This window comes from Providencia sp. JGM181 (genome assembly GCF_018257375.1).
In the GTDB taxonomy this organism is placed as follows: Bacteria; Pseudomonadota; Gammaproteobacteria; order Enterobacterales; family Enterobacteriaceae; genus Providencia; species Providencia lanzhouensis.
The window spans coordinates 18,869-38,531 of the sequence record NZ_JAERJY010000012.1 but is presented as its reverse complement, the minus strand read 5'-3'; the positions used below and the strand labels follow the sequence as shown (position 1 = coordinate 38,531).

Annotated in this window: 20 protein-coding genes; 4 read left to right on the top strand and 16 right to left on the bottom strand. The window is 44.7% G+C overall.

Features of this window, described 5'->3' with window-relative positions:
* Positions 1-31: 31 nt before the first annotated feature.
* Positions 32-421, top strand: coding sequence for a hypothetical protein (locus JK188_RS03570; protein WP_211886860.1), 390 nt, complete (start codon positions 32-34; stop codon positions 419-421).
* 8 nt (positions 422-429) lie between these two features.
* Positions 430-1,923: a malate dehydrogenase (quinone) gene (gene mqo / locus JK188_RS03565; protein WP_211886858.1), complete on the top strand. Its 1,494-nt coding sequence runs from the start codon at positions 430-432 to the stop codon at positions 1,921-1,923.
* A gap of 79 nt (positions 1,924-2,002) precedes the next feature.
* On the opposite strand, the gene cysQ is transcribed toward mqo, so the two are convergent.
* Together cysQ and JK188_RS03555 are read right to left on the bottom strand one after the other, a co-directional pair.
* Positions 2,003-2,737: a 3'(2'),5'-bisphosphate nucleotidase CysQ gene (cysQ, locus tag JK188_RS03560; RefSeq protein ID WP_211886855.1), complete on the bottom strand. Its 735-nt coding sequence runs from the start codon at positions 2,735-2,737 to the stop codon at positions 2,003-2,005.
* Positions 2,738-2,873: 136 nt separating this feature from the next.
* On the bottom strand, positions 2,874-3,494 hold the full coding sequence (locus tag JK188_RS03555) for a peptidylprolyl isomerase (RefSeq protein WP_036949262.1): 621 nt from the start codon (positions 3,492-3,494) through the stop codon (positions 2,874-2,876).
* Between the two features lie 207 nt (positions 3,495-3,701).
* Between JK188_RS03555 and JK188_RS03550 the strand changes: the two genes are divergently transcribed.
* Positions 3,702-4,313, top strand: coding sequence for a LysM-like peptidoglycan-binding domain-containing protein (locus tag JK188_RS03550; RefSeq protein WP_211886853.1), 612 nt, complete (start codon positions 3,702-3,704; stop codon positions 4,311-4,313).
* Positions 4,314-4,482: 169 nt separating this feature from the next.
* Positions 4,483-5,247, top strand: coding sequence for a CDP-diacylglycerol diphosphatase (locus JK188_RS03545; protein WP_211886851.1), 765 nt, complete (start codon positions 4,483-4,485; stop codon positions 5,245-5,247).
* Positions 5,248-5,340: 93 nt separating this feature from the next.
* On the opposite strand, the gene rplI is transcribed toward JK188_RS03545, so the two are convergent.
* The 14 genes from rplI to mutL form a co-directional block, all read right to left on the bottom strand.
* The gene (rplI, locus tag JK188_RS03540) at positions 5,341-5,790 is read right to left on the bottom strand and encodes a 50S ribosomal protein L9 (protein ID WP_211886850.1); all 450 of its coding nucleotides are present in this window, start codon (positions 5,788-5,790) and stop codon (positions 5,341-5,343) included.
* A gap of 38 nt (positions 5,791-5,828) precedes the next feature.
* Complete coding sequence (rpsR, locus tag JK188_RS03535; RefSeq protein ID WP_000135199.1) at positions 5,829-6,056, bottom strand: 30S ribosomal protein S18; 228 nt, start codon at positions 6,054-6,056, stop codon at positions 5,829-5,831.
* A gap of 4 nt (positions 6,057-6,060) precedes the next feature.
* Positions 6,061-6,378, bottom strand: a complete 318-nt coding sequence (gene priB / locus JK188_RS03530) for a primosomal replication protein N (RefSeq protein ID WP_036948958.1) — start codon at positions 6,376-6,378, stop codon at positions 6,061-6,063.
* A gap of 8 nt (positions 6,379-6,386) precedes the next feature.
* On the bottom strand, positions 6,387-6,782 hold the full coding sequence (rpsF, locus tag JK188_RS03525) for a 30S ribosomal protein S6 (protein WP_006657979.1): 396 nt from the start codon (positions 6,780-6,782) through the stop codon (positions 6,387-6,389).
* Between the two features lie 165 nt (positions 6,783-6,947).
* Complete coding sequence (rlmB, locus tag JK188_RS03520) at positions 6,948-7,685, bottom strand: 23S rRNA (guanosine(2251)-2'-O)-methyltransferase RlmB (protein ID WP_154603050.1); 738 nt, start codon at positions 7,683-7,685, stop codon at positions 6,948-6,950.
* 83 nt (positions 7,686-7,768) lie between these two features.
* Positions 7,769-10,249: a ribonuclease R gene (rnr, locus tag JK188_RS03515; RefSeq protein ID WP_211886848.1), complete on the bottom strand. Its 2,481-nt coding sequence runs from the start codon at positions 10,247-10,249 to the stop codon at positions 7,769-7,771.
* 41 nt (positions 10,250-10,290) lie between these two features.
* Positions 10,291-10,713 (bottom strand): nitric oxide-sensing transcriptional repressor NsrR, encoded by a 423-nt coding sequence (gene nsrR / locus JK188_RS03510; protein ID WP_036948950.1) that lies wholly within the window; start codon positions 10,711-10,713, stop codon positions 10,291-10,293.
* A gap of 293 nt (positions 10,714-11,006) precedes the next feature.
* Positions 11,007-12,308 carry an adenylosuccinate synthase gene (locus JK188_RS03505; protein ID WP_211886846.1) on the bottom strand — a complete coding sequence of 434 codons (1,302 nt, stop codon included), beginning with the start codon at positions 12,306-12,308 and terminating at the stop codon, positions 11,007-11,009.
* Between the two features lie 285 nt (positions 12,309-12,593).
* Positions 12,594-13,595, bottom strand: coding sequence for a protease modulator HflC (hflC, locus tag JK188_RS03500; RefSeq protein ID WP_132496337.1), 1,002 nt, complete (start codon positions 13,593-13,595; stop codon positions 12,594-12,596).
* Between the two features lie 2 nt (positions 13,596-13,597).
* Positions 13,598-14,806: an FtsH protease activity modulator HflK gene (hflK, locus tag JK188_RS03495; protein ID WP_154628847.1), complete on the bottom strand. Its 1,209-nt coding sequence runs from the start codon at positions 14,804-14,806 to the stop codon at positions 13,598-13,600.
* A 173-nt stretch (positions 14,807-14,979) separates the two neighbouring features.
* The gene (hflX, locus tag JK188_RS03490) at positions 14,980-16,260 is read right to left on the bottom strand and encodes a ribosome rescue GTPase HflX (RefSeq protein WP_211886844.1); all 1,281 of its coding nucleotides are present in this window, start codon (positions 16,258-16,260) and stop codon (positions 14,980-14,982) included.
* Between the two features lie 91 nt (positions 16,261-16,351).
* On the bottom strand, positions 16,352-16,648 hold the full coding sequence (hfq, locus tag JK188_RS03485; RefSeq protein ID WP_006662385.1) for an RNA chaperone Hfq: 297 nt from the start codon (positions 16,646-16,648) through the stop codon (positions 16,352-16,354).
* A 107-nt stretch (positions 16,649-16,755) separates the two neighbouring features.
* Complete coding sequence (gene miaA / locus JK188_RS03480; protein WP_211886842.1) at positions 16,756-17,697, bottom strand: tRNA (adenosine(37)-N6)-dimethylallyltransferase MiaA; 942 nt, start codon at positions 17,695-17,697, stop codon at positions 16,756-16,758.
* Complete coding sequence (gene mutL / locus JK188_RS03475; protein WP_211886840.1) at positions 17,690-19,654, bottom strand: DNA mismatch repair endonuclease MutL; 1,965 nt, start codon at positions 19,652-19,654, stop codon at positions 17,690-17,692. Before mutL ends, miaA begins: the two co-directional genes overlap by 8 nt.
* Positions 19,655-19,663: the final 9 nt, after the last annotated feature.

Below are 19,663 nucleotides of genomic sequence, written 5' to 3'. Positions count from 1 at the left end.
ATATTAATCTTAAGTTAAGGAGCTAAATAAGATGATCCGTTGTATTCGTATGTGGACAGGTGAAGACGGTAACTCTCTGTTTGAAGAAGGCACCATTGAACTGAATGGTGTTGCTCGTGGAGATGACCAAAGCCCTGCCATTGCCGTCAGTGAACTCACCTTCCGCGAAACCGTTTCAGGTGGCTCGTGGGATTGGCATAAAGACCCCGTTCCTCGCTATGTAATCACCCTCACTGGTACCTTAGAGTTCGAAACCAAAGATGGCTCCACATTTATTATCAAACCAGGTGACATTCTGCTTGCTCAAGACAACACCGGAACAGGACACAAATGGCGTCTGATTGGTGATGAACCTTGGAGACGCGCTTATGTGGTGTATCAAGACGGTACAGACTTGTGTTTCACTCCGAATAAAAAATAGGGATTTCCATGACTAAACCCATTGCAGAAAATGTTGATATCGCGCTAATCGGTGCGGGGATCATGAGCGCCACCCTCGGCACTTTTCTTAAAGAGCTGGAGCCAAATCTCACTATCGCGATATTCGAAAGATTAAATGATTGTGCCCAAGAGAGTTCCCATCCATGGAATAACGCGGGGACAGGTCACGCAGCAAACTGTGAAATGAACTATACCCCGCCAAACCCTGATGGCACGGTAGATATCAGCAAAGCCCTTGAAGTAAACACTGAATTTGACCTGTCTCGTCAGCTATGGTCCTACTTAGTCACCAAAGGCAAAATCAAAAATCCACGGGACTTTATCCATCCTTGTCCGCACATGAGCTTTGTATCTGGTGCAGACAACATCAAGTTTTTACAACAACGTTTCCGTCAAATGTCTGCCCATCACTGTTACCACAATATGGAATACAGCGATGACCTAAAACAGATTGATGAGTGGACGCCATTAGTGGTTGAAGGCCGTGATCCTAATGAAAAAATTGCGGTTACCCGTGTCGTTACTGGGGCTGATGTAGATTACGGTGCCTTAACCCACTTATTGATGGCGCAACTGAGCGAACAGAACGGGTTTTCTCTTCACTATAAACATGAAGTGATTGATGTGACACAGACGCCTGATGGGCGCTGGAATGTGGAAGTGAAGAACCTTCTGACTCACGAAAAAACCATTACGTTCGCAAAATTTGTGTTTGTGGGAGCCGGTGGTCGCGCCATTGAATTACTGCAAAAATCCGGTATTCCGGAAGGTAAAGGCTACGGCGGATTCCCTGTGAGTGGAATTTGGCTACGCTGTGATGATGAAAAAGTGGCGGCTCGCCACCACGCCAAAGTTTACGGAAAAGCCGATAAAGGCTCGCCACCGATGTCTGTACCGCATTTAGATACCCGTATCATCGGCGGAAAACGCTCTTTACTGTTTGGCCCGTATGCGGGTTTTTCGAGTAAGTTCCTAAAACATGGATCTTATTTGGATCTGTTTGATTCCATCCGATTGAACAATATTGAACCGATGCTTGCCATCGCGAAAGATGATTGGTCGTTGGCTGAATATCTCGTGGGACAAGTGCTGCAAACGTCTGCCCATCAATTCTCTATGCTGCAAAAATTCTATCCTGATGCGCAGCGTGAAGATTGGAAAGAAGTGGTCGCAGGTCAACGCGTTCAGATCATTAAACCGGATCCAGTGAAAAAAGGCGTGTTAGAGTTCGGTACTGAGCTGATTACGAGTGCAGATAAATCATTCACCGTATTAATGGGTGCATCACCGGGCGCATCGACTGCTGCGTTTATCGCCCTCAACGTACTGAAAACCTGCTTTGCAGATCAACTCTCTGCGGATGGTTGGGAAGCTCGATTGAAGACTATCATTCCAACTTATGGAATTGATTTAAAACAGGATGCAAAAGCATGTTTAGATATTCGTACTGCAACAGCTAAAGTGCTGCAATTAGATAACTAAGCATTGAATCATGTTGTTCAAGTCGGGTAAGTTAATCATTAGCTACCCGACTTTTTATTATCTTGCTATTTTCGCTATCTTAACGACATTCAAAACCGGGGTTCAAAAAAGACTCTCTCGGGGAATAATCCAGTGTATTTCCCTGCCAATCCACCACGCTAGCCCCAGCACCTAATGCCACTGCATGTCCTGCGGCTGTATCCCAGATATTGGTAGGTCCAAAACGTGGGTATAACTGTGCGCTGCCTTCAGCCACTAGGCAGAATTTTAGCGATGAACCTATCTCCGCAGTGCGATGATCTGGAAGGTTAGCGAGGTACGCCATCAATTGGGAGTCTTGATGAGAACGACTGATCACCACCACAGGTGGCGTCGCAGCTTTGACATGAATACGCTGAACTTGCCCATGCTCTTCTTTCCACGCTTGAGAGCCTTCGGCGTAATACATCAACCCTTTTGCGGGTGCGAAAACCACCCCCATGACTGGAATGCCATTTTCAATTAACGCAATATTCACGGTGAAGTCACCATTGCGATTAATGAATTCTTTAGTTCCATCCAATGGGTCAATAAGCCAGTAACGCTGCCAATCACGACGTACAGGCCATTCTGGTGGATCTTCTTCTGAAAGTTGAGGGATATCAGGTGCTAAACGTGAAAGCCCCTCCTTGATGATTTGATGGGCGGCAATATCCGCAGCCGTGACAGGGGAATCATCTTGTTTATGTTCAACCTGCAATGGCGCATGCCCATTGTAGATTTTCATGATGGCATCACCCGCCTCTCGGACAAGTGTACAGAGTTGTTGGCGCATTTTATTTCCCCTAATGACACTAAGCCTTTAAGAGTAACAAGAGCAGAATATTTACGCTAATAAAAAAGCCTCATTAGCTATACCAAAATGGCAAGCGAATGAGGCGATTATTCTTTTCTGTAAGTCAGTCAGAAAATTATAAAATTTCCAGTAACTCAACTTCGAAAACGAGGGTGCTGAATGGAGGAATGGATGCGCCAGCACCACGCTCACCGTAAGCTAATTCATGAGGAATATATAATTCCCATTTTGAACCCACTGGCATTAATGTCAGCGCTTCAATCCAACCTGGGATCACGCCGCTTACTGGGAATTCTGCTGGCTGACCGCGCTGTACGGAGCTGTCGAACACAGTACCGTCAATTAAACGACCGGTGTAATGAACGCGAACACGGTCAGAACGCGCTGGGATTGCGCCTTCACCTTGGTTGATCACAGAGAATTGCAAACCAGACTCAGTAGTCGATACGCCGTCTTTCTTCTGGTTTTCATCTAAGAATTTTTGACCTTCTGCAGCCAGTTCTTTTTGACGCTCTTGGCGAACTGCATCTGCACGCTCGTGCATTTCACGCAGTGCTTTATGCAGAGCTTCAACTGGAACTGATGGCATGTTGCCTTCTAAAGAATCAGTCAGACCCGCTAAAATTGCGTCTGGAACTAAACCTTCTAGTCCTGATTCTAATAATTGCTGTCCAATTTGTAGACCAATGCCATAGCTCGCTTGAGCTTCTACTGAATCAAAGTTTTGGTTTGCCATGAAAATACCCATTTCATTTTTGAGAAAAACCAAGGATAGCAGCCCCTTTCCTATGGGTAAACCTAAACCCGACCACGGAAGAATAAAACTGTCTAAATTATTCAGTGTTCTCCTAAATTAGTCTTCAACTTGTTAATTTACGCGTAAATAGTGCTAGTATGCGTTAAAACGTCTGTGATTAATTATTCCTCAAATATAGGAGGGGTCATGTTGAGACTATCCACTTTTCATCGCTATGGAATTGCTATTTTAGCGCTGATCGTTATTGCTGCCTTATTTTGGCCTACTGGCGATAAATCTAATTCCACGCAAAATAATACAAGCAATGTGCCAAACCAACCTATCGTGATCCCACCGACTTCGCAGCCTAATCCAATCCCGGATACGGTGTTATCGCAGCCAGAACAACCGACAACCAACATCCCAGATACATCACCATCATTGCCAAGTGAACCTGAAATTATTCAAGAGCCGCAAACATCTCAGCTGACACAGCAGCCAAGCACCAGCGTGCCATCACAGCCATCCACGCCACCAACCACACGCCCGTCAGCTAATGAATGGCAGAATTATCGCGTTCAGAAAGGAAAAACATTGGCGCAGCTATTTCGTGATAATAACTTGCAGGCAAATGATGCCTTTATCATGGCAAAAGCTGAAGGCTCAGAAAAACCCCTTAGCAACTTGCAGCAAGGGCAGAAAATCCGATTGAAAGCCAATGGGAAAGGTGAAGTTCAACAGCTGGAAATTACAGCAACCAACGGTCAAACCTATAGCTTTACACGCTTAAGCGATGGTAGCTATTACCGAACACCTTAATTTATATTTTAACGTCGGGGATTTCATACAATACCCCGACCTTTCTTTTATTTTCAGAATAAAAATTCAATTGAGACGTTATTTGATGACGTTTCTCACCATAAACTACGTATAATCACTGTTCTTTATTACACTTAATAGTTAAACAGGGAAAAGAACAGGACAATCTATGCAGAAAAACAACAATACCTGCAAAAAGAAACTCATTAAAATTATTGCCGCCGTAGTTTTACTCCTACTACTCAGTCTTATTGGCTATATTTCATGGATTAAATACCATGCAGATGGGCTGTGGAATATCATTAGCCAGCAGTGCATTGCTATCAATGATCCTGACCAGCGTAATCCATCTTGCATGAAAGTGGATTTAGACAATCGCTATGTACTCTTCAAAGATAAAAAAGGCCCGGTTCATAATTTGGTACTGCCAACCGATAGAGTCAGTGGTATCGAATCCCCTTTATTACTCGAAGATAATAGTCCGGATTACTTTACGCTTGCCTGGAATGAACGTGAGAGTGTTAGCCCCGCGGGTCAACCCGTTATTAGCGATGATAAACTCGCTTTAGCGATTAATTCACAATATGGGCGTTCCCAAGATCAACTTCATATCCATATTGCTTGCCTAAAACCGCAGGTTATTGAGCTAGTTAACCAACATGCAGATGCGATTAAATCTGAGTGGCATGTTTTTCCAGTGGAATTGGAAGGGCATGAATATTGGGCGAAAAAGTTAGATAGCCAACAAAGCCCTTTCAAGCAGCTAAATGAATATGTTCAAGCACATAATGACAGCATGGGGAACTATGGACTGGCGGTGACGGAGCTGAAAGATGGTTCGATGGTATTATTAGCGAATCGGATGGATGTTTGGCAGTTTAATTTAGGTAGTGCGGGAGAATTGCTGGATTACCAATGTTCAGTTAATCAGTAAGTTTTGCATACGTTAGAAATAAAAAAACACCGGATTCCCGGTGTTTTTTTATTGTGCCACCGCGTTAACAGTGGCAACTATCATCATTATTGATTACTCAGCAACGATGATAACGTTCAGCTCTGCGAAAACATCGCTGTGTAACTGGAAGTGAACTTCGTGGTCACCAGTAGTACGCAGAACGCCGTTTGGCAGGCGAACTTCGCTTTTCGCAACTTTAACGCCAGCCGCAGTGATTGCGTCAGCGATGTCACGAGTACCGATTGAACCGAACAGTTTACCTTCGTCACCAGCTTTAGAAGCCAGAGTAACAGAACCCAGCGCAGTAACAGCTGCTGCACGAGCCTGTGCTGCTGCCAGAACGTCAGCTAATTTAGCTTCCAGTTCAGCGCGGCGAACTTCGAAGAATTCAACGTTTTTCTTAGTTGCAGGAACAGCTTTGCCCTGTGGTACTAAGAAGTTACGAGCGTAGCCCGATTTAACGTTAACTTGGTCACCCAGGCTACCTAGGTTAGCTACTTTATCAAGCAGAATAACTTGCATTACCTTATCCTCTATTAGTCGTTAATGGACTGTACCAATTACTGATGACGATCAGTGTATGGTAACAGAGACAGGTAGCGAGCGCGCTTGATAGCACGAGCGAGCTGGCGTTGATATTTTGCACGAGTACCGGTGATACGGCTTGGTACAATTTTACCACTTTCAGTGATATAGTTTTTCAGCGTTGCGATATCTTTATAGTCGATCTCTTGAACGCCTTCCGCTGTGAAACGGCAGAACTTGCGACGACGGAAATAACGTGCCATATGGCTAGTCTCCAGAATCTATCAAATCAATCTGCTCGGCATGTAAGACTAATTTACTGATTCCATTACGTCCCTGATGGGTACTAATGAAACCTGTAACAGTAATCAGACTGCCGACCGTTATACTGTGAGTATGGGTTTGTAAGGCTTGTCCGCTGGCAATGACGGGCATTCTGCACCATGCTTGCCGTGACATTCCAGCTTCCTGTTGTCCAGAACGATGTTCTAAAACAAACTGGCAATGTGGAATGCCGGACGGACTCACTTTTCGAATCAATGCTTTACAGACTGTGCCTGTCAGCACCAGACGATTAGTGATCACCTGAGCAATTACTCTTCAGAATCCCCAGTTTCTTCTGCTTCTTCGTCTTGATAATCATCAGACATGTCACGGCCGCGACGTTCGTCTTTGGCTTTGACCATTGGAGAAGCTTCTGTTACTGCGTGTTTTAAGCGCATAACCATGCTGCGGATAACGGCATCGTTGAAGCGGAAGTTAGTTTCCAGCTCATCAATCGCTTCCTGTGGAGCTTCTACGTTCAGCAGAACATAGTGAGCTTTGTGCAGTTTGTTGATTGGGTAAGCCAGTTGACGACGGCCCCAGTCTTCCAGACGGTGAATCTGACCTTGTGCGTTAGTGATAACAGCACTGTAACGCTCGATCATGCCCGGAACCTGTTCGCTTTGGTCAGGATGGACCATAAAAACGATTTCGTAATGACGCATTAGTAGTTGCTCCTTACGGATTATTAGCCTCCTGTCTGGGTTAACCGCGGCCCGCGGAGGCAAGGAACTTGTTGAGTGCGGCTAAAAAATTGACGCGTAACTATACCCATCCCAGATAAAAAACTCAAGAGATGGAGACAAATTAAGCAAAAATTATTTTATGATTTATTTGGCAATGCGTTGACGTACTGCTTCAAACAGGCACACGCCCGTTGCCACAGAGACGTTCAGCGATGAAACTGAGCCCGCCATTGGGATGCTAATCAGCTCGTCACAATGTTCGCGAGTCAAACGACGCATACCTTCACCTTCCGCGCCCATCACGAGTGCAATAGAGCCTGTCAGCTTACTTTGATACAAGTTATGGTCAGCTTCGCCAGCGGTGCCGACAATCCACACATTGTACTCTTGCAGTAAACGTAAGGTTCTTGCCAAGTTAGTCACCCGGATCAGCGGAACATTTTCCGCCGCGCCACATGCCACTTTCTTCGCGGTTGCGTTCAATTGTGCGGATTTGTCTTTAGGAACAATCACTGCATGAACACCGGCTGCGTCTGCACTACGTAAACACGCACCTAAGTTATGTGGGTCAGTCACACCGTCGAGGATCAGTAAAAATGGCGATTCGGTGCTTTCCAGTAAATCTGGAAGATCCCCTTCTTGATACTGTTTACCGGCTAACACATTGGCGATAATCCCTTGGTGTACCGCACCTTCAGTTTGTGCGTCCATCCATTGGCGATTTGCCACTTGCACCACAATGCCCAACGCTTCGATTTCATGAACGATAGGCATCAGGCGGCGGTCTTCACGACCTTTTAAAATATAGACTTCTTTAATACGTTGCGGAGAACGCTCAAGCAGGGCTTTCACTGCGTGAATGCCGTAAATAATTTCGCTCATAAATATCTTTTAGGTTGAGAACATTAAATAGGTGGAAAATCAAAAGGTGGCGATTGCCCGCCACCTTGTATCATGAAACGCGCTTATCCCTCTTGTTTTTGGGATTTTTTCGCCACGCGTTTTGCTTTTAACTTGGCACTGATTTTTTTGGTTTTATCGGACGGCTTTTTGCTTTTCGCTTTACCGTTTCCTTTACCTTCAGGTTTCGCGTCTTTGCTGTCTTTCTTGCTTTTTTTCTCTGAACGACGAAATGCAGAATCAGGTTCGAAGTTTTTCTCTTTGCTCACATCGCCTTTTCGACGGGCTGAACGTGTCGCATTTTTAACTTCTTTCTTCATCTTATCCCGCGTGGTTTTACCCGGGTTTTTCGCTTTTCGTGTCGTTGAAATTAAAGCAAAATCAATGGTGCGCTCATCCATATGTACCGCTTCTACACGGATTTCCACTTCATCGCCAAGGCGATAAGTTGTACCGGAAGATTCACCAATTAAGCGCTGTCCAACCGCATCATAACGATAATAGTCGTTATCAAGGGTTGAGATATGCACTAAGCCATCAATAAATAGGTCATTTAAGCGAACAAAGAAACCGAAACCTGTCACGCTAGTGATAAGTCCAGTAAACACTTGTCCCACTTGGTCTTGCATGAAGTCACATTTTAACCAATCTGCGACGTCACGGGTAGCTTCATCTGCGCGGCGCTCGGTCAGTGAGCAGTGCTCACCCAATTGCAGCATGCTGTCCATATCGGAGTGCCATCCGCCAGTTTCCGTCCAGCGCTTATCTCCATGACCATGCTCTTTTGCCAGTAGGTATTTAATACCACGGTGCAAGGTTAAGTCAGGATAACGACGAATTGGCGAGGTAAAGTGCGCATACGATTTCAGACCTAAACCAAAGTGACCTCGGTTTTCTGGATCATAAATCGCTTGCTTCATTGACCGCAAAATCATGGTCTGCAATAGCTCATGGTCTGGGCGCTCAGCCACTTCGTTCATCACTTGGGCGTAATCTTTTGGCTCTGGTTTCATACCACCCGGCAGAGTTAAACCTAACTCGCTGAATACTGAGCGTAAGTTCGTAACGCTCTCTTCTTTCGGACGGTCATGCACACGATATAGCGCAGGCTCTTCGTTTTTCTCAACAAATCGCGCCGCCGCAATATTAGCTAAAATCATGCACTCTTCAATTAATTTGTGTGCATCATTACGCTCTACAGGCTCAATACGCTCAATGCGACGTTCCGCATTGAAGATAAATTTGGCTTCTTCAGATTCAAACGAGATAGCGCCACGTTCAATACGTGCTGCATCTAACGCTTTGTATAATTGGTGTAAATGCTCGATATGAGGCACTAACGCTTTGTAGTGCTCGCGTAGCTCTTCATCCCCTTGCAGCATTTTCCACACTTTGGTGTAAGTTAAACGCGCGTGAGAGCTCATCACCGCTTCATAGAATTTATATGAAGAGAGTTTTCCGGATGCCGAAACCGTCATTTCACACACCATACACAGACGATCTACGCCTGGGTTTAGTGAACATAACCCGTTAGACAGTACTTCCGGCAGCATTGGCACAACTTGGGATGGGAAATAGACCGAGTTACCACGGCTATGGGCTTCCGTATCCAGTGCCGTTTGTGGGCGGACATAATAGCTCACATCCGCAATCGCCACCCATAAACGCCAACCGCCACCTTTTTTCGGTGCACAGTAAACGGCGTCATCGAAGTCACGAGCGTCTTCGCCATCGATGGTGACGAGTGGAAGATCGCGCAGATCCACACGCCCTTTCTTCGCAGCTTCAGGGACTGTTTCACTGTAATCAGCCACTTGCTTTGTCACTTGTGGCGGCCAAGAGTGCGGAATTTCATGAGTACGTAATGCGATTTCGACCGCCATACCCGTACCCATGGTTTCACCGAGTACTTCAATAATATTCCCAACAGCTTGAGAGCGGCGTTGTGGGCGAGTTTCTAATTCTACCACCACCACGTTACCCATACGGGCGCCGCACTGTTTGTCTTTCGGAATTAAAATATCGAAACTTAAACGGCTATCATCGGGAACAACAAACCCCATTCCTGCTTCAATAAAATAGCGTCCAACAATTTGGTTATTGCGCGGCTCTAATACACGTACAACACGCACTTCAGTACGCCCTTTACGGTCTTGACCATAAGGTTGAGCCAAAATCACATCACCATGTAAAGCTCGCTTCATCTCATCTTGAGATAAGTAGTAATCTTCTTTTTTACCTTCGACACGCAAGAAACCATAGCCATCACGGTGGCCAATAACTTTACCTTTTAATAGGTCAATGCGTTCTGGTAATGCATAACATTTGCGGCGAGTGAAAACTAACTGTCCATCACGTTCCATCGCACGTAAGCGACGACGCAATGCTTCCAATTCATCTTCCGTAGAGAGGTTGAGTAGCTGTGCAATTTCTTCACGGTTTGCAGGGGCTGTGCGCTTAGATAAGAGATCTAAAATAAACTCTCTACTCGGAATTGGGGATTCGTATTTTTCTGCTTCTCTTTCCTGAAAAGGATCGTTTGACATTGTTACCTCCATTGTCATCAGAGTGATAAATTACTGAGACATTAATCGAGCAGTAATTGATACAGCGGACTATTATCTTTGACCATGTCCGCTAGCGTATATTGGTCTAGTTCTTGTAAAAATTGTTGTATTGCCTTTTGCAGCACACCTTTTAGGCGGCAAGCGGGCGTAATATGGCAAAACTCGCCACTACAATTGACTAGAGTGAGTGGTTCTAATGCGCGGACAACATCACCGATCCGAATTGATTCCGCCGGTTGACCCAGTGCGATCCCGCCATTTTTACCACGGGTGGCTTTTACATAGCCAAGGTGGCTTAGCTGATTAATAATTTTAACCATATGATTACGAGAAACACCATATACTTCAGTAACTTGTGTAATACTCGTCATTTGCCCTTTTTCTAGAGCGGCTAAGTAGATTAGGGCGCGTAACCCATAGTCAGTAAAACTTGTCAGCTGCACAATCACCTCAAAAATTTTTTGGTGCTACAAATATGTCGTGAAATACTTATCTGCCATTTTCGTTATATTTGTTTTCTGGCTACCATCTAAAGTACATTTTGAACGATTTTCTACAGTATATCGCCTTAGTTTTAGTCTAGCCCATCCTTGCACGTAAAGATGCTTGTAATGGCACATAATGTTCAACTTGATGGATATTATCTGAAAATTTTAGCGTTTTATCAAAAAGGAATTCATCGGAAGGAAAATGGGAGAGATAAAAAAACAGCGCTCAGTGAGCGCTGTTCTGTCTATTACTCAACGTCAAACGGATCACGCAGGATCATCGTTTCTGAACGGTCTGGGCCAGTTGAAATAATATCAACAGGGATACCAGTCAGTTCTTCAATGCGTTTGATGTAAGCTAAAGCGGCCTTTGGTAATAACCCTCTTTCTTTAACGCCGAAAGTCGTTTCGCTCCAACCAGGCATGACTTCATACACTGGCTCTAAGCCTTCCCACTCATCAGCTGCTAAAGGTGTAGTTTCTAACACAGTGCCATCTTTACGACGATAACCTACACAGATTTTTACTTCTTTTAAGCCATCTAAAACGTCCAGCTTAGTTAAGCAGAAACCTGACAGAGAGTTAATTTGTACAGCACGGTTAATAGCTACGATGTCTAACCAACCAGTACGACGCTTACGACCCGTGGTTGCACCGAATTCTTGGCCTTTCTCACGCAGGAATTCACCCGTTTCATCGAACAGTTCAGTTGGGAATGGACCCGCACCAACACGTGTTGAATAAGCCTTGATGATCCCCAGTACGTAATTCACGTAACGTGGACCTAAGCCAGAACCTGTTGCAACACCACCCGCTGTTGTGTTTGAAGAAGTTACATACGGGTAAGTACCGTGGTCGATATCCAGCAGAGTACCTTGCGCACCTTCAAACATCACTAATTCATTCTTCTGATGTGCTTTATAGAGCAAATCAGAAACATCAATTACCATGCTAGTCAGAAGATCTGCAACAGACATGATGTAATCTAATGTTTCTTGGTAATCAACCGCAGGCTCTTTGTAATAGTTAACCAGTTGGAAGTTATGGTATTCGATGATTTCTTTTAATTTTTCGGCGAAAGTTGCTTTATCGAATAAGTCACCAACACGCAGACCACGACGTGCAACTTTATCTTCGTATGCAGGACCGATGCCACGACCAGTTGTACCGATAGCTTTTGCTCCACGCGCTTTTTCACGCGCATTGTCTAATGCGATGTGGTAAGGCAGGATCAGTGGGCATGCTTCAGAGATACGTAAACGCTCACGAACAGGAACACCGCGGTCTTCCAGTTCTTTCATCTCTTTCATTAAAGCATCAGGCGCAAGAACAACACCATTAGCAATGATGCTGATGACATTTTCACGAAGAATACCGGATGGAATTAAGTGGAGAACGGTTTTTTCACCGTTTACAACAAGAGTATGGCCAGCATTATGGCCGCCCTGATAGCGAACTACATATTTAGCTCGTTCTGTCAGCAAGTCAACGATCTTGCCCTTCCCTTCGTCACCCCATTGGGTGCCCAGTACGACAACGTTCTTACCCATTTCGAAATACACTCGGTTGCTTAAAAATGAATTCTACCATCAAAAATGAACTGTTCCAGTGATATTTTGGCATTACAAAAATTTTTTTCTAGAAAGCAAGTAAAATGGTAGTTTTATTTCTGTCGTAGACTCAAAGTGAATTTTCTCAACCTGAGCAGCTCAAATTTTCCCTGAAAAATCCATCACTTAAAACGACAGGCGAAAAAAAGCCCACCGAAGCGGGCTTTTCTTTATTAGATTAACAGTAATTTAAGCTCGTTGCACGTAACTTAAGCTGTTTATCATTTAATCCGTTGAACGCAGCTTAGTTGGCGCCTTCATAAAGCGGAAGAAATCAGTGTCTGGGCTAAGCACCATTACGTCATCACCACTTTTGAAGCTTTGCTCATAAGCACGCAGGCTACGAATAAAGGCATAAAACTCTGGGTCTTGGTTGAATGCATCAGCAAACAGTTTCGTTGCCATTGCATCACCTTCACCTCGCAGGGTCAGCGCTGTACGCTCTGATTCTGCCAGTGTTTCTGTTACTGTCTTATCCGCTACCGCACGAATTTTAGTTGCTTCTTCTTGACCTTGTGAACGGTGCTGGCGCGCTACCGCTTCACGCTCTGCACGCATACGTGCATAGATGGCTTCAGAAACTTCATTTGGTAATTCAATACGTTTGATACGCACGTCAACCACTTCGATACCTAACGCCGCCATACTGTTTGCGTTAACAACCAGTGGCTTCAAGTTAGTTTCTTTTTCAACGCGAGCCGCCGCATCTGCAATTGCAGCATCAGCATCTTTGGTTGCTTCGTCGGTTGCTGTACCTTTGTTCAGTGCATCGCGAACATCAACAGTTAAACGACCACGAGAGTCAGTAATGATGTCTTTAACACTTAAACGACCAAACTCAGAACGTAAACGGTCACTGAACTTACGTTTTAACAGGGTTTCTGCTTGGAATGGGTTACCACCACCAGTCGCTACATAGTAACGGCTGAAATCAGTGACACGCCATTTCAGGTATGAATCCACCATTAAGTCTTTGTTTTCGCTAGTCAGGTAACGATCAGCTTGAATTTCTAACGTCTGAATACGTGCATCTAGCATTTTCACAGTTTCAATAAATGGAACTTTGAAATGCAGACCTGGTTCATAAACGATGGGTTTATTCTCAGAATCACGTAAAACCTTACCAAAGCGTAATACAATACCGCGCTCAGTTTGAGGAACAATAAAGATTGATGCGTAGGCAACGGCTAAAACAGCAATCACTACAAAAATAAATGACTTACGCATGATTATTGTCTCCCTACTCTAACTGCATCACCACGCACAGGATTGTTTGGCTGCGCAGGCGCTGAACTCGTAGAAGATGAATTGTTCGTTGAGTTCGTCATTCTTGCTGACTGATTCACTTTTGGTGCCGCAGTCGTATTGCCCGTCGCACCACGCATGATTTGATCCAACGGCAAGACTAACATGCTGTTGCTCTTATCATTAGCAATTACTTTACGTGTATTTGCTAATACGCGTTCCATCGTTTCTATGTATAAACGCTCGCGGGTAATTTCTGGTGCAGCACGATATTCAGGTAGCATTTTCGCGAAGCTTGCGACCTCACCCTCTGCTTTGAAGACGACGCTCGCCTTGTAAGCTTCAGCTTCTTCGATCATACGTTGCGCGTTACCTTTCGCGAGAGGCAGAACTTCATTTCGGTAAGCATGCGCTTCACGAATTGTTTTTTGTTCTTCTTCCCTTGCGGAGATTACATCATCAAACGCCGCTTTAACATCTTCAGGCGGACGAGCCGCTTGGAAGTTGACGTCCAGCAGGGTAATACCCATTTTGTATGGTGCAATCGTTGCTTCTAGCTCTTTCTGCGTAACATCACGGATAAAGGCTCGATTCGTAGTCAATACTTGCTCCATAGCAGATTGACCAATAACGCCACGCACCGCACTATCCAGCGCTTGACGCAGGCTATTATCAGGATTCGTCACGCTGAACAGGTATTGAGCAGGATCGGTAACACGGTACTGAACGTTCATTTCAACGCGGATAACGTTTTCATCTGATGTCAGCATCATACCGTTAGTCGCTTGCTCGCGAACGGTTTCAACGTTCACAGGAACGACTTGATCGATAAACGTTGGTTTCCAGTTCAGACCAGGTCCGACAACACCACTATATTCACCAAAACGTAATACTACGCCACGGTCACTTTCTTTAATGGTATAGAAGCCTGAGCCTGCCCATACTACGACAACCGCAGCAAGTGCTAACATACCTAAACGACCGCTCAGCTGTGATGGCTGTTTGTTATTACCTTCACCGCCGCCTTTATTACCGCCGCCGCCAAGCTTGCTGCCTATTTTACGAAAGAGATCGTCGAGATCATAAGCCCCAGGTTTCCGACCACCTTTGTTCCCGCCAGAGTTGCTGCCTTTATTGCCGCTTCCCCACGGATCGCGGTCTTGTCCGTCATTACCGGGCTGATTCCACGCCATGTTTTAGCTCCATTCTTTATGATTGATTTTTAGGGCTAAGAGCGATATTTCTCATCATTCATTTCACCCATGGGCGTCTTGAATCAAGTCGAGGATATTGGGCTCTTAATATCAATTCCATTGCCTAACTGTGTTGCGGTTAATTCAGTCAACTAACTGTTTTAACATCATTTTTAAACAACATAGTTAGGTAATTGTTGCTCCTGCTTGCATAAGCGTCGCCAATCCACCATTGGCATACGCACCTCAAGTCCAATAGTGCCGTCTTCTTCTTGCCATTCACGCTCGATGGATTGAAGTTGATAAAAACGACTCCGTAAGCGACCTTCATTCGGTGGTAAACGCAGTTCAAAATGTGCGATCTCACCTGAAAGGCGTTCCGTTAATGCTTGAAGCAACAAAGGGATACCTTCACCTGTTTGCGCTGAAACCCAGACACGAACTGGCTTGTTATCCTCATCTCTGTCAATACGCGGGACAAAATCGTCGAGCATATCAACTTTGTTCATCACTAAAAGTGTTGGGATTTCATTTGCATCTATTTCTTCCAGCACACTGTCAACCGCTTGGATATTTTCATCCAGTCGGACATCAACTGCATCAATCACATGGAGCAGTAAAGTGGCTTCACGCGTTTCTTGCAGAGTTGCTTTAAATGCAGCAACCAGATCATGTGGAAGGTGGCGAATAAAACCCACAGTGTCCGCTAAAACGACAGTTCCTACATCATCAACATCAATACGACGTAAAGTAGGATCTAACGTAGCAAACAGTTGGTCTGCTGCGTAAACATCTGCCGACGTCATCCGATTAAATAAACTGGATTTTCCGGCGTTGGTATAGCCCACCAAGGAAACAGTTGGAATATCTGCTTTGCTTCTTGATTGACGACCTTGCTCACGCTGTTTTTCGACTCGTCCGAGACGAGATAAAATCTGTTTGATTTTATCTCTGAGTAATCGGCGGTCAGTTTCAAGCTGAGTTTCACCGGGACCACGTAAACCAATCCCGCCTTTTTGTCGCTCAAGGTGCGTCCATCCCCTCACTAAGCGAGTGGATAAATGCCGTAATTGAGCTAATTCAACTTGAAGTTTACCTTCATGCGTACGCGCACGTTGTGCAAATATATCTAAAATTACCCCTGTACGATCAACGACCTTACATTGGCAAACCCGTTCGAGATTACGTTCTTGAGCAGGGCTAAGTGTGTGGTTAAATAACACCACATCAGCACCACTAGCTTCGACGGCTTCAGCGATTTCTTCAGCTTTCCCTTCCCCAACGAAAAATTTTGGATGGGGAGCCTTACGGCTGCCAGTTACTATTTGTACAGGTTTAACGCCAGCAGACGTCACTAAAGACTCAAATTCTGCTAAATTATCAATGTCTTTTTCTTGATCAAAAAAGACATGAACCAGTACAGCTAGTTCACCGCCTTCATACCTATCAAACAAGGTGTAACCTCTTAGGCTAAACAATAATTGCAAAGGAAAGACACAGGTATAGTCTCCCTACCCATGCTTTCCTTGTTTTTAGCGTACAGTCTTACTCAGCTGATTCGCCATCTTGCCCAGCAGAAGCACCACCGTGGTAGTTGCCATTGCCAGCGCCAGCAGTACCAGTACCGCTATGATGAGAAACAGGGCGTGCTGGAACCACAGTAGAGATAGCGTGTTTATAAACCATCTGGCTAACTGTGTTTTTCAGCAAAATAACAAATTGGTCAAAAGATTCGATTTGACCCTGCAATTTAATACCATTAACTAAATAAATAGAGACCGGAACCCTTTCACGACGTAATGCGTTCAGGAACGGATCTTGCAAAGATTGCCCCTTAGCCATTCTATGTTTTCCTTATTTTGTTGTTTTTTAAATGAGAATCTTACGATTCCTAAAAATTACTACTCAAAAATTACGCTTAACGCTTTAATTGTACACAAAGAATAGCCCTATGCACTAATAACCTGAATAACGGTGTCAAGCGCTTGCTGAGGTTGTTCACTATCTAACCGATGAACATTGTCCCAGCTTCTCAACCAAGTGATCTGCCGTTTAGCCAATTGGCGCGTCGCGCAAATCCCTCGATAAACCATTTCATCATAATCTATTTCACCATCGAGATAAGACCACATTTGTCGATAACCTACGCAACGAATGGAAGGTAAATCAACATGAAGATCGCCTCGTTGGTATAGCGCTTTCACTTCGTCTTCAAACCCTGCTTCTAGCATTAAACGAAAACGACGTTCGATACGCTCATGTAAAATTTTACGATCTTGTGGCTCAATAGCAAACTGAAACACATTATAAGGCAATTCTGTGCCTGCTGTTTGAGTCATTTCAGTCAAAGTTTGTCCCGAAATGAGATATACCTCTAAAGCTCGGGATAATCTTTGTGGATCATTAGGATGAATACGAGCCGCAGAGACGGGATCGACCTCAGCCAAACGGCGGTGTACTTCAGCCCAACCTTGTTCTTGCGCTATCTTCTCAATTGCCTCACGCACTTCTGGAGAGGCTGATGGCAGCGGTGATAACCCTTCTAATAAGGCTTTAAAATAAAGCATAGTGCCGCCGACCAGTAATGGAATCTTACCTTGAGACGAAATTTCATCCATTACATTTAATGCGTCACGACGAAAATCAGCCGCAGAATAAGGCTGAGATGGATCGAGGATATCTATCAAACGATGCGGGGCTTGGCTAAGCTCTTCTTGATTAGGCTTCGCGGTACCAATATCCATTCCTCGATAAATCAATGCCGAATCGACACTAATAATCTCCACAGGCAAATGCTTGCGTAATTCGATGGCCAATGCCGTTTTGCCCGAAGCCGTTGGCCCCATTAAGAAGATGGCATTAGGTTTTTGTTGAGTTACTAAATCACTCATTTGTCAGTGTAGCTACCACGGGTTGTAAATTAATTAATTGTAATAATGTTGGCGGTGGATTTGTAACCCACTGCGGACAGATCCGCTCAACATCAGCCAGTAATTGAACTGCCTGCGCCAAACTCCAACTTTCTTCGTTTTTTGCCTGTGAAATCGCATTTGCTAGCCATTGGGCGATATTTTCATTCGAGACACTCTCTTTTGCTGACAAAAACACGATTAAATCAGAAAAAAGCTGCGATAAATTTTGCGTTCTTAACGGTAACGATACCGTATGAATTGTTACTTTTCCATGAAATATCGAGGCATCGATACCAAATAGTGTCAATTGTTCCTTATAACGTTGCAAAACCTCTATTTCGTCACTTTTTAGTGACAATTTTAAGGGAATCAGCAACGGTTGAGGTTTTAATCCACCATTTTCTGGCGTTAATTGAGCCAGCTTGAGTAAGTAATTCGCTTCATTCAAGGATAACAGGATTATCCCTAATGAAGACTCAATTAATGCAAAGTTTTTTGCGTAAATTGTCAATACTTTACCGAATTGGTAGTTATCCGCACTTTTCGCTACAGATTGGCTGTCTACAACATTGACACTCAACGGCTTTCTTTCTGGAAATAACGGTTTTTTATCTTCAGGCGCAACAGGAATCGACATCAAACGTTGATACAGCTCTCCCGCTTTGCGTTCATAGCTTGGCTCTGGGCGGCTATAGCTTGGTACTGGGCTGGATTTACCTGCATTGTCTGAAACAAAAGAGCGACTTTTGCCCATGACTGATTCACTTCGTGGTTCACCATAAGAAAGTGAAGGCTCTTGAGCATGAATCCGTTGAGATCCTTGCGGTTTCTCTATTTCTGGTGAAGCAGGAGATGCAAAGTAGTTATCCCCCGCAGATGCCCGGTTTTCAACTTCGTTGGATACTGGCTCTATTCCCGGAAGTTCATTTTCCGTCAGCGCATTAAGCAATACAGTGCGTACCGCTTGATAAATGAAATCATGCACTAATCTGGCTTGATGAAAACGCACCTCGTGTTTAGCGGGATGGACGTTCACATCCACTTGCTTTGGATCGATGGTCAAATACAGCACATAAGCAGGTTGTTGATTCTCATCCAAATGACCTTCATAAGCTTGACGGATCGCATGGTTGATCAGCTTATCGCGCATCATACGACCATTCACATAGCAATACTGAATATCACTGACTCCGCTAGACGTCGTTGATGGTGTAACTACCCAGCCTTTGATTCCTAAATCACTGTGCTCCCATGAAAGCGCTAACGCGCCTTGCATAAAACCCGTTCCGCAGATTGAGCCTAAACGGCGCTCATGCTGATTGGCATCTTGCGCTGCACGATACTGCTTAACTAATTTGCCATTGTGCGACAAATTAATTGCCACATCAGGGCGAGAAAGTGCAATTCGACGCACGATTTCATCAATATGCCCAAACTCGGTTTTTTCTGTGCGCATAAATTTGCGACGAGCTGGCGTATTGTAAAAGAGATCCAGCACTTCGACCGTTGTGCCATTTGGATGGGCTGCGGGTTTTACCGTCACCTGCATGTCACGACCTTCTGCATAGGATTGCCATGCCTCAGTCTGCTCAGCAGGTTTGGAGGTTAATGTCAGGCGGGAAACAGAGCTAATACTGGCAAGGGCTTCTCCACGGAAACCCATGCTCATGATAGCTTCAAGGTCATCTAATGTGGCAATTTTACTGGTGGCATGGCGCGCTAAAGCGAGGATCAATTCATCTTTGTTGATCCCACAACCATTATCCCGAATCCGGATCAGCTTTTCTCCTCCTCGCTCAATCTCGATATCGATACGAGTTGCCCCTGAATCAAGGCTATTTTCGACTAACTCTTTAACCACGGAGGCGGGTCTTTCGACCACTTCGCCCGCCGCTATTTGGTTTGCTAATTGAGGAGAAAGGATCTGGATTGCCATAACCTAATT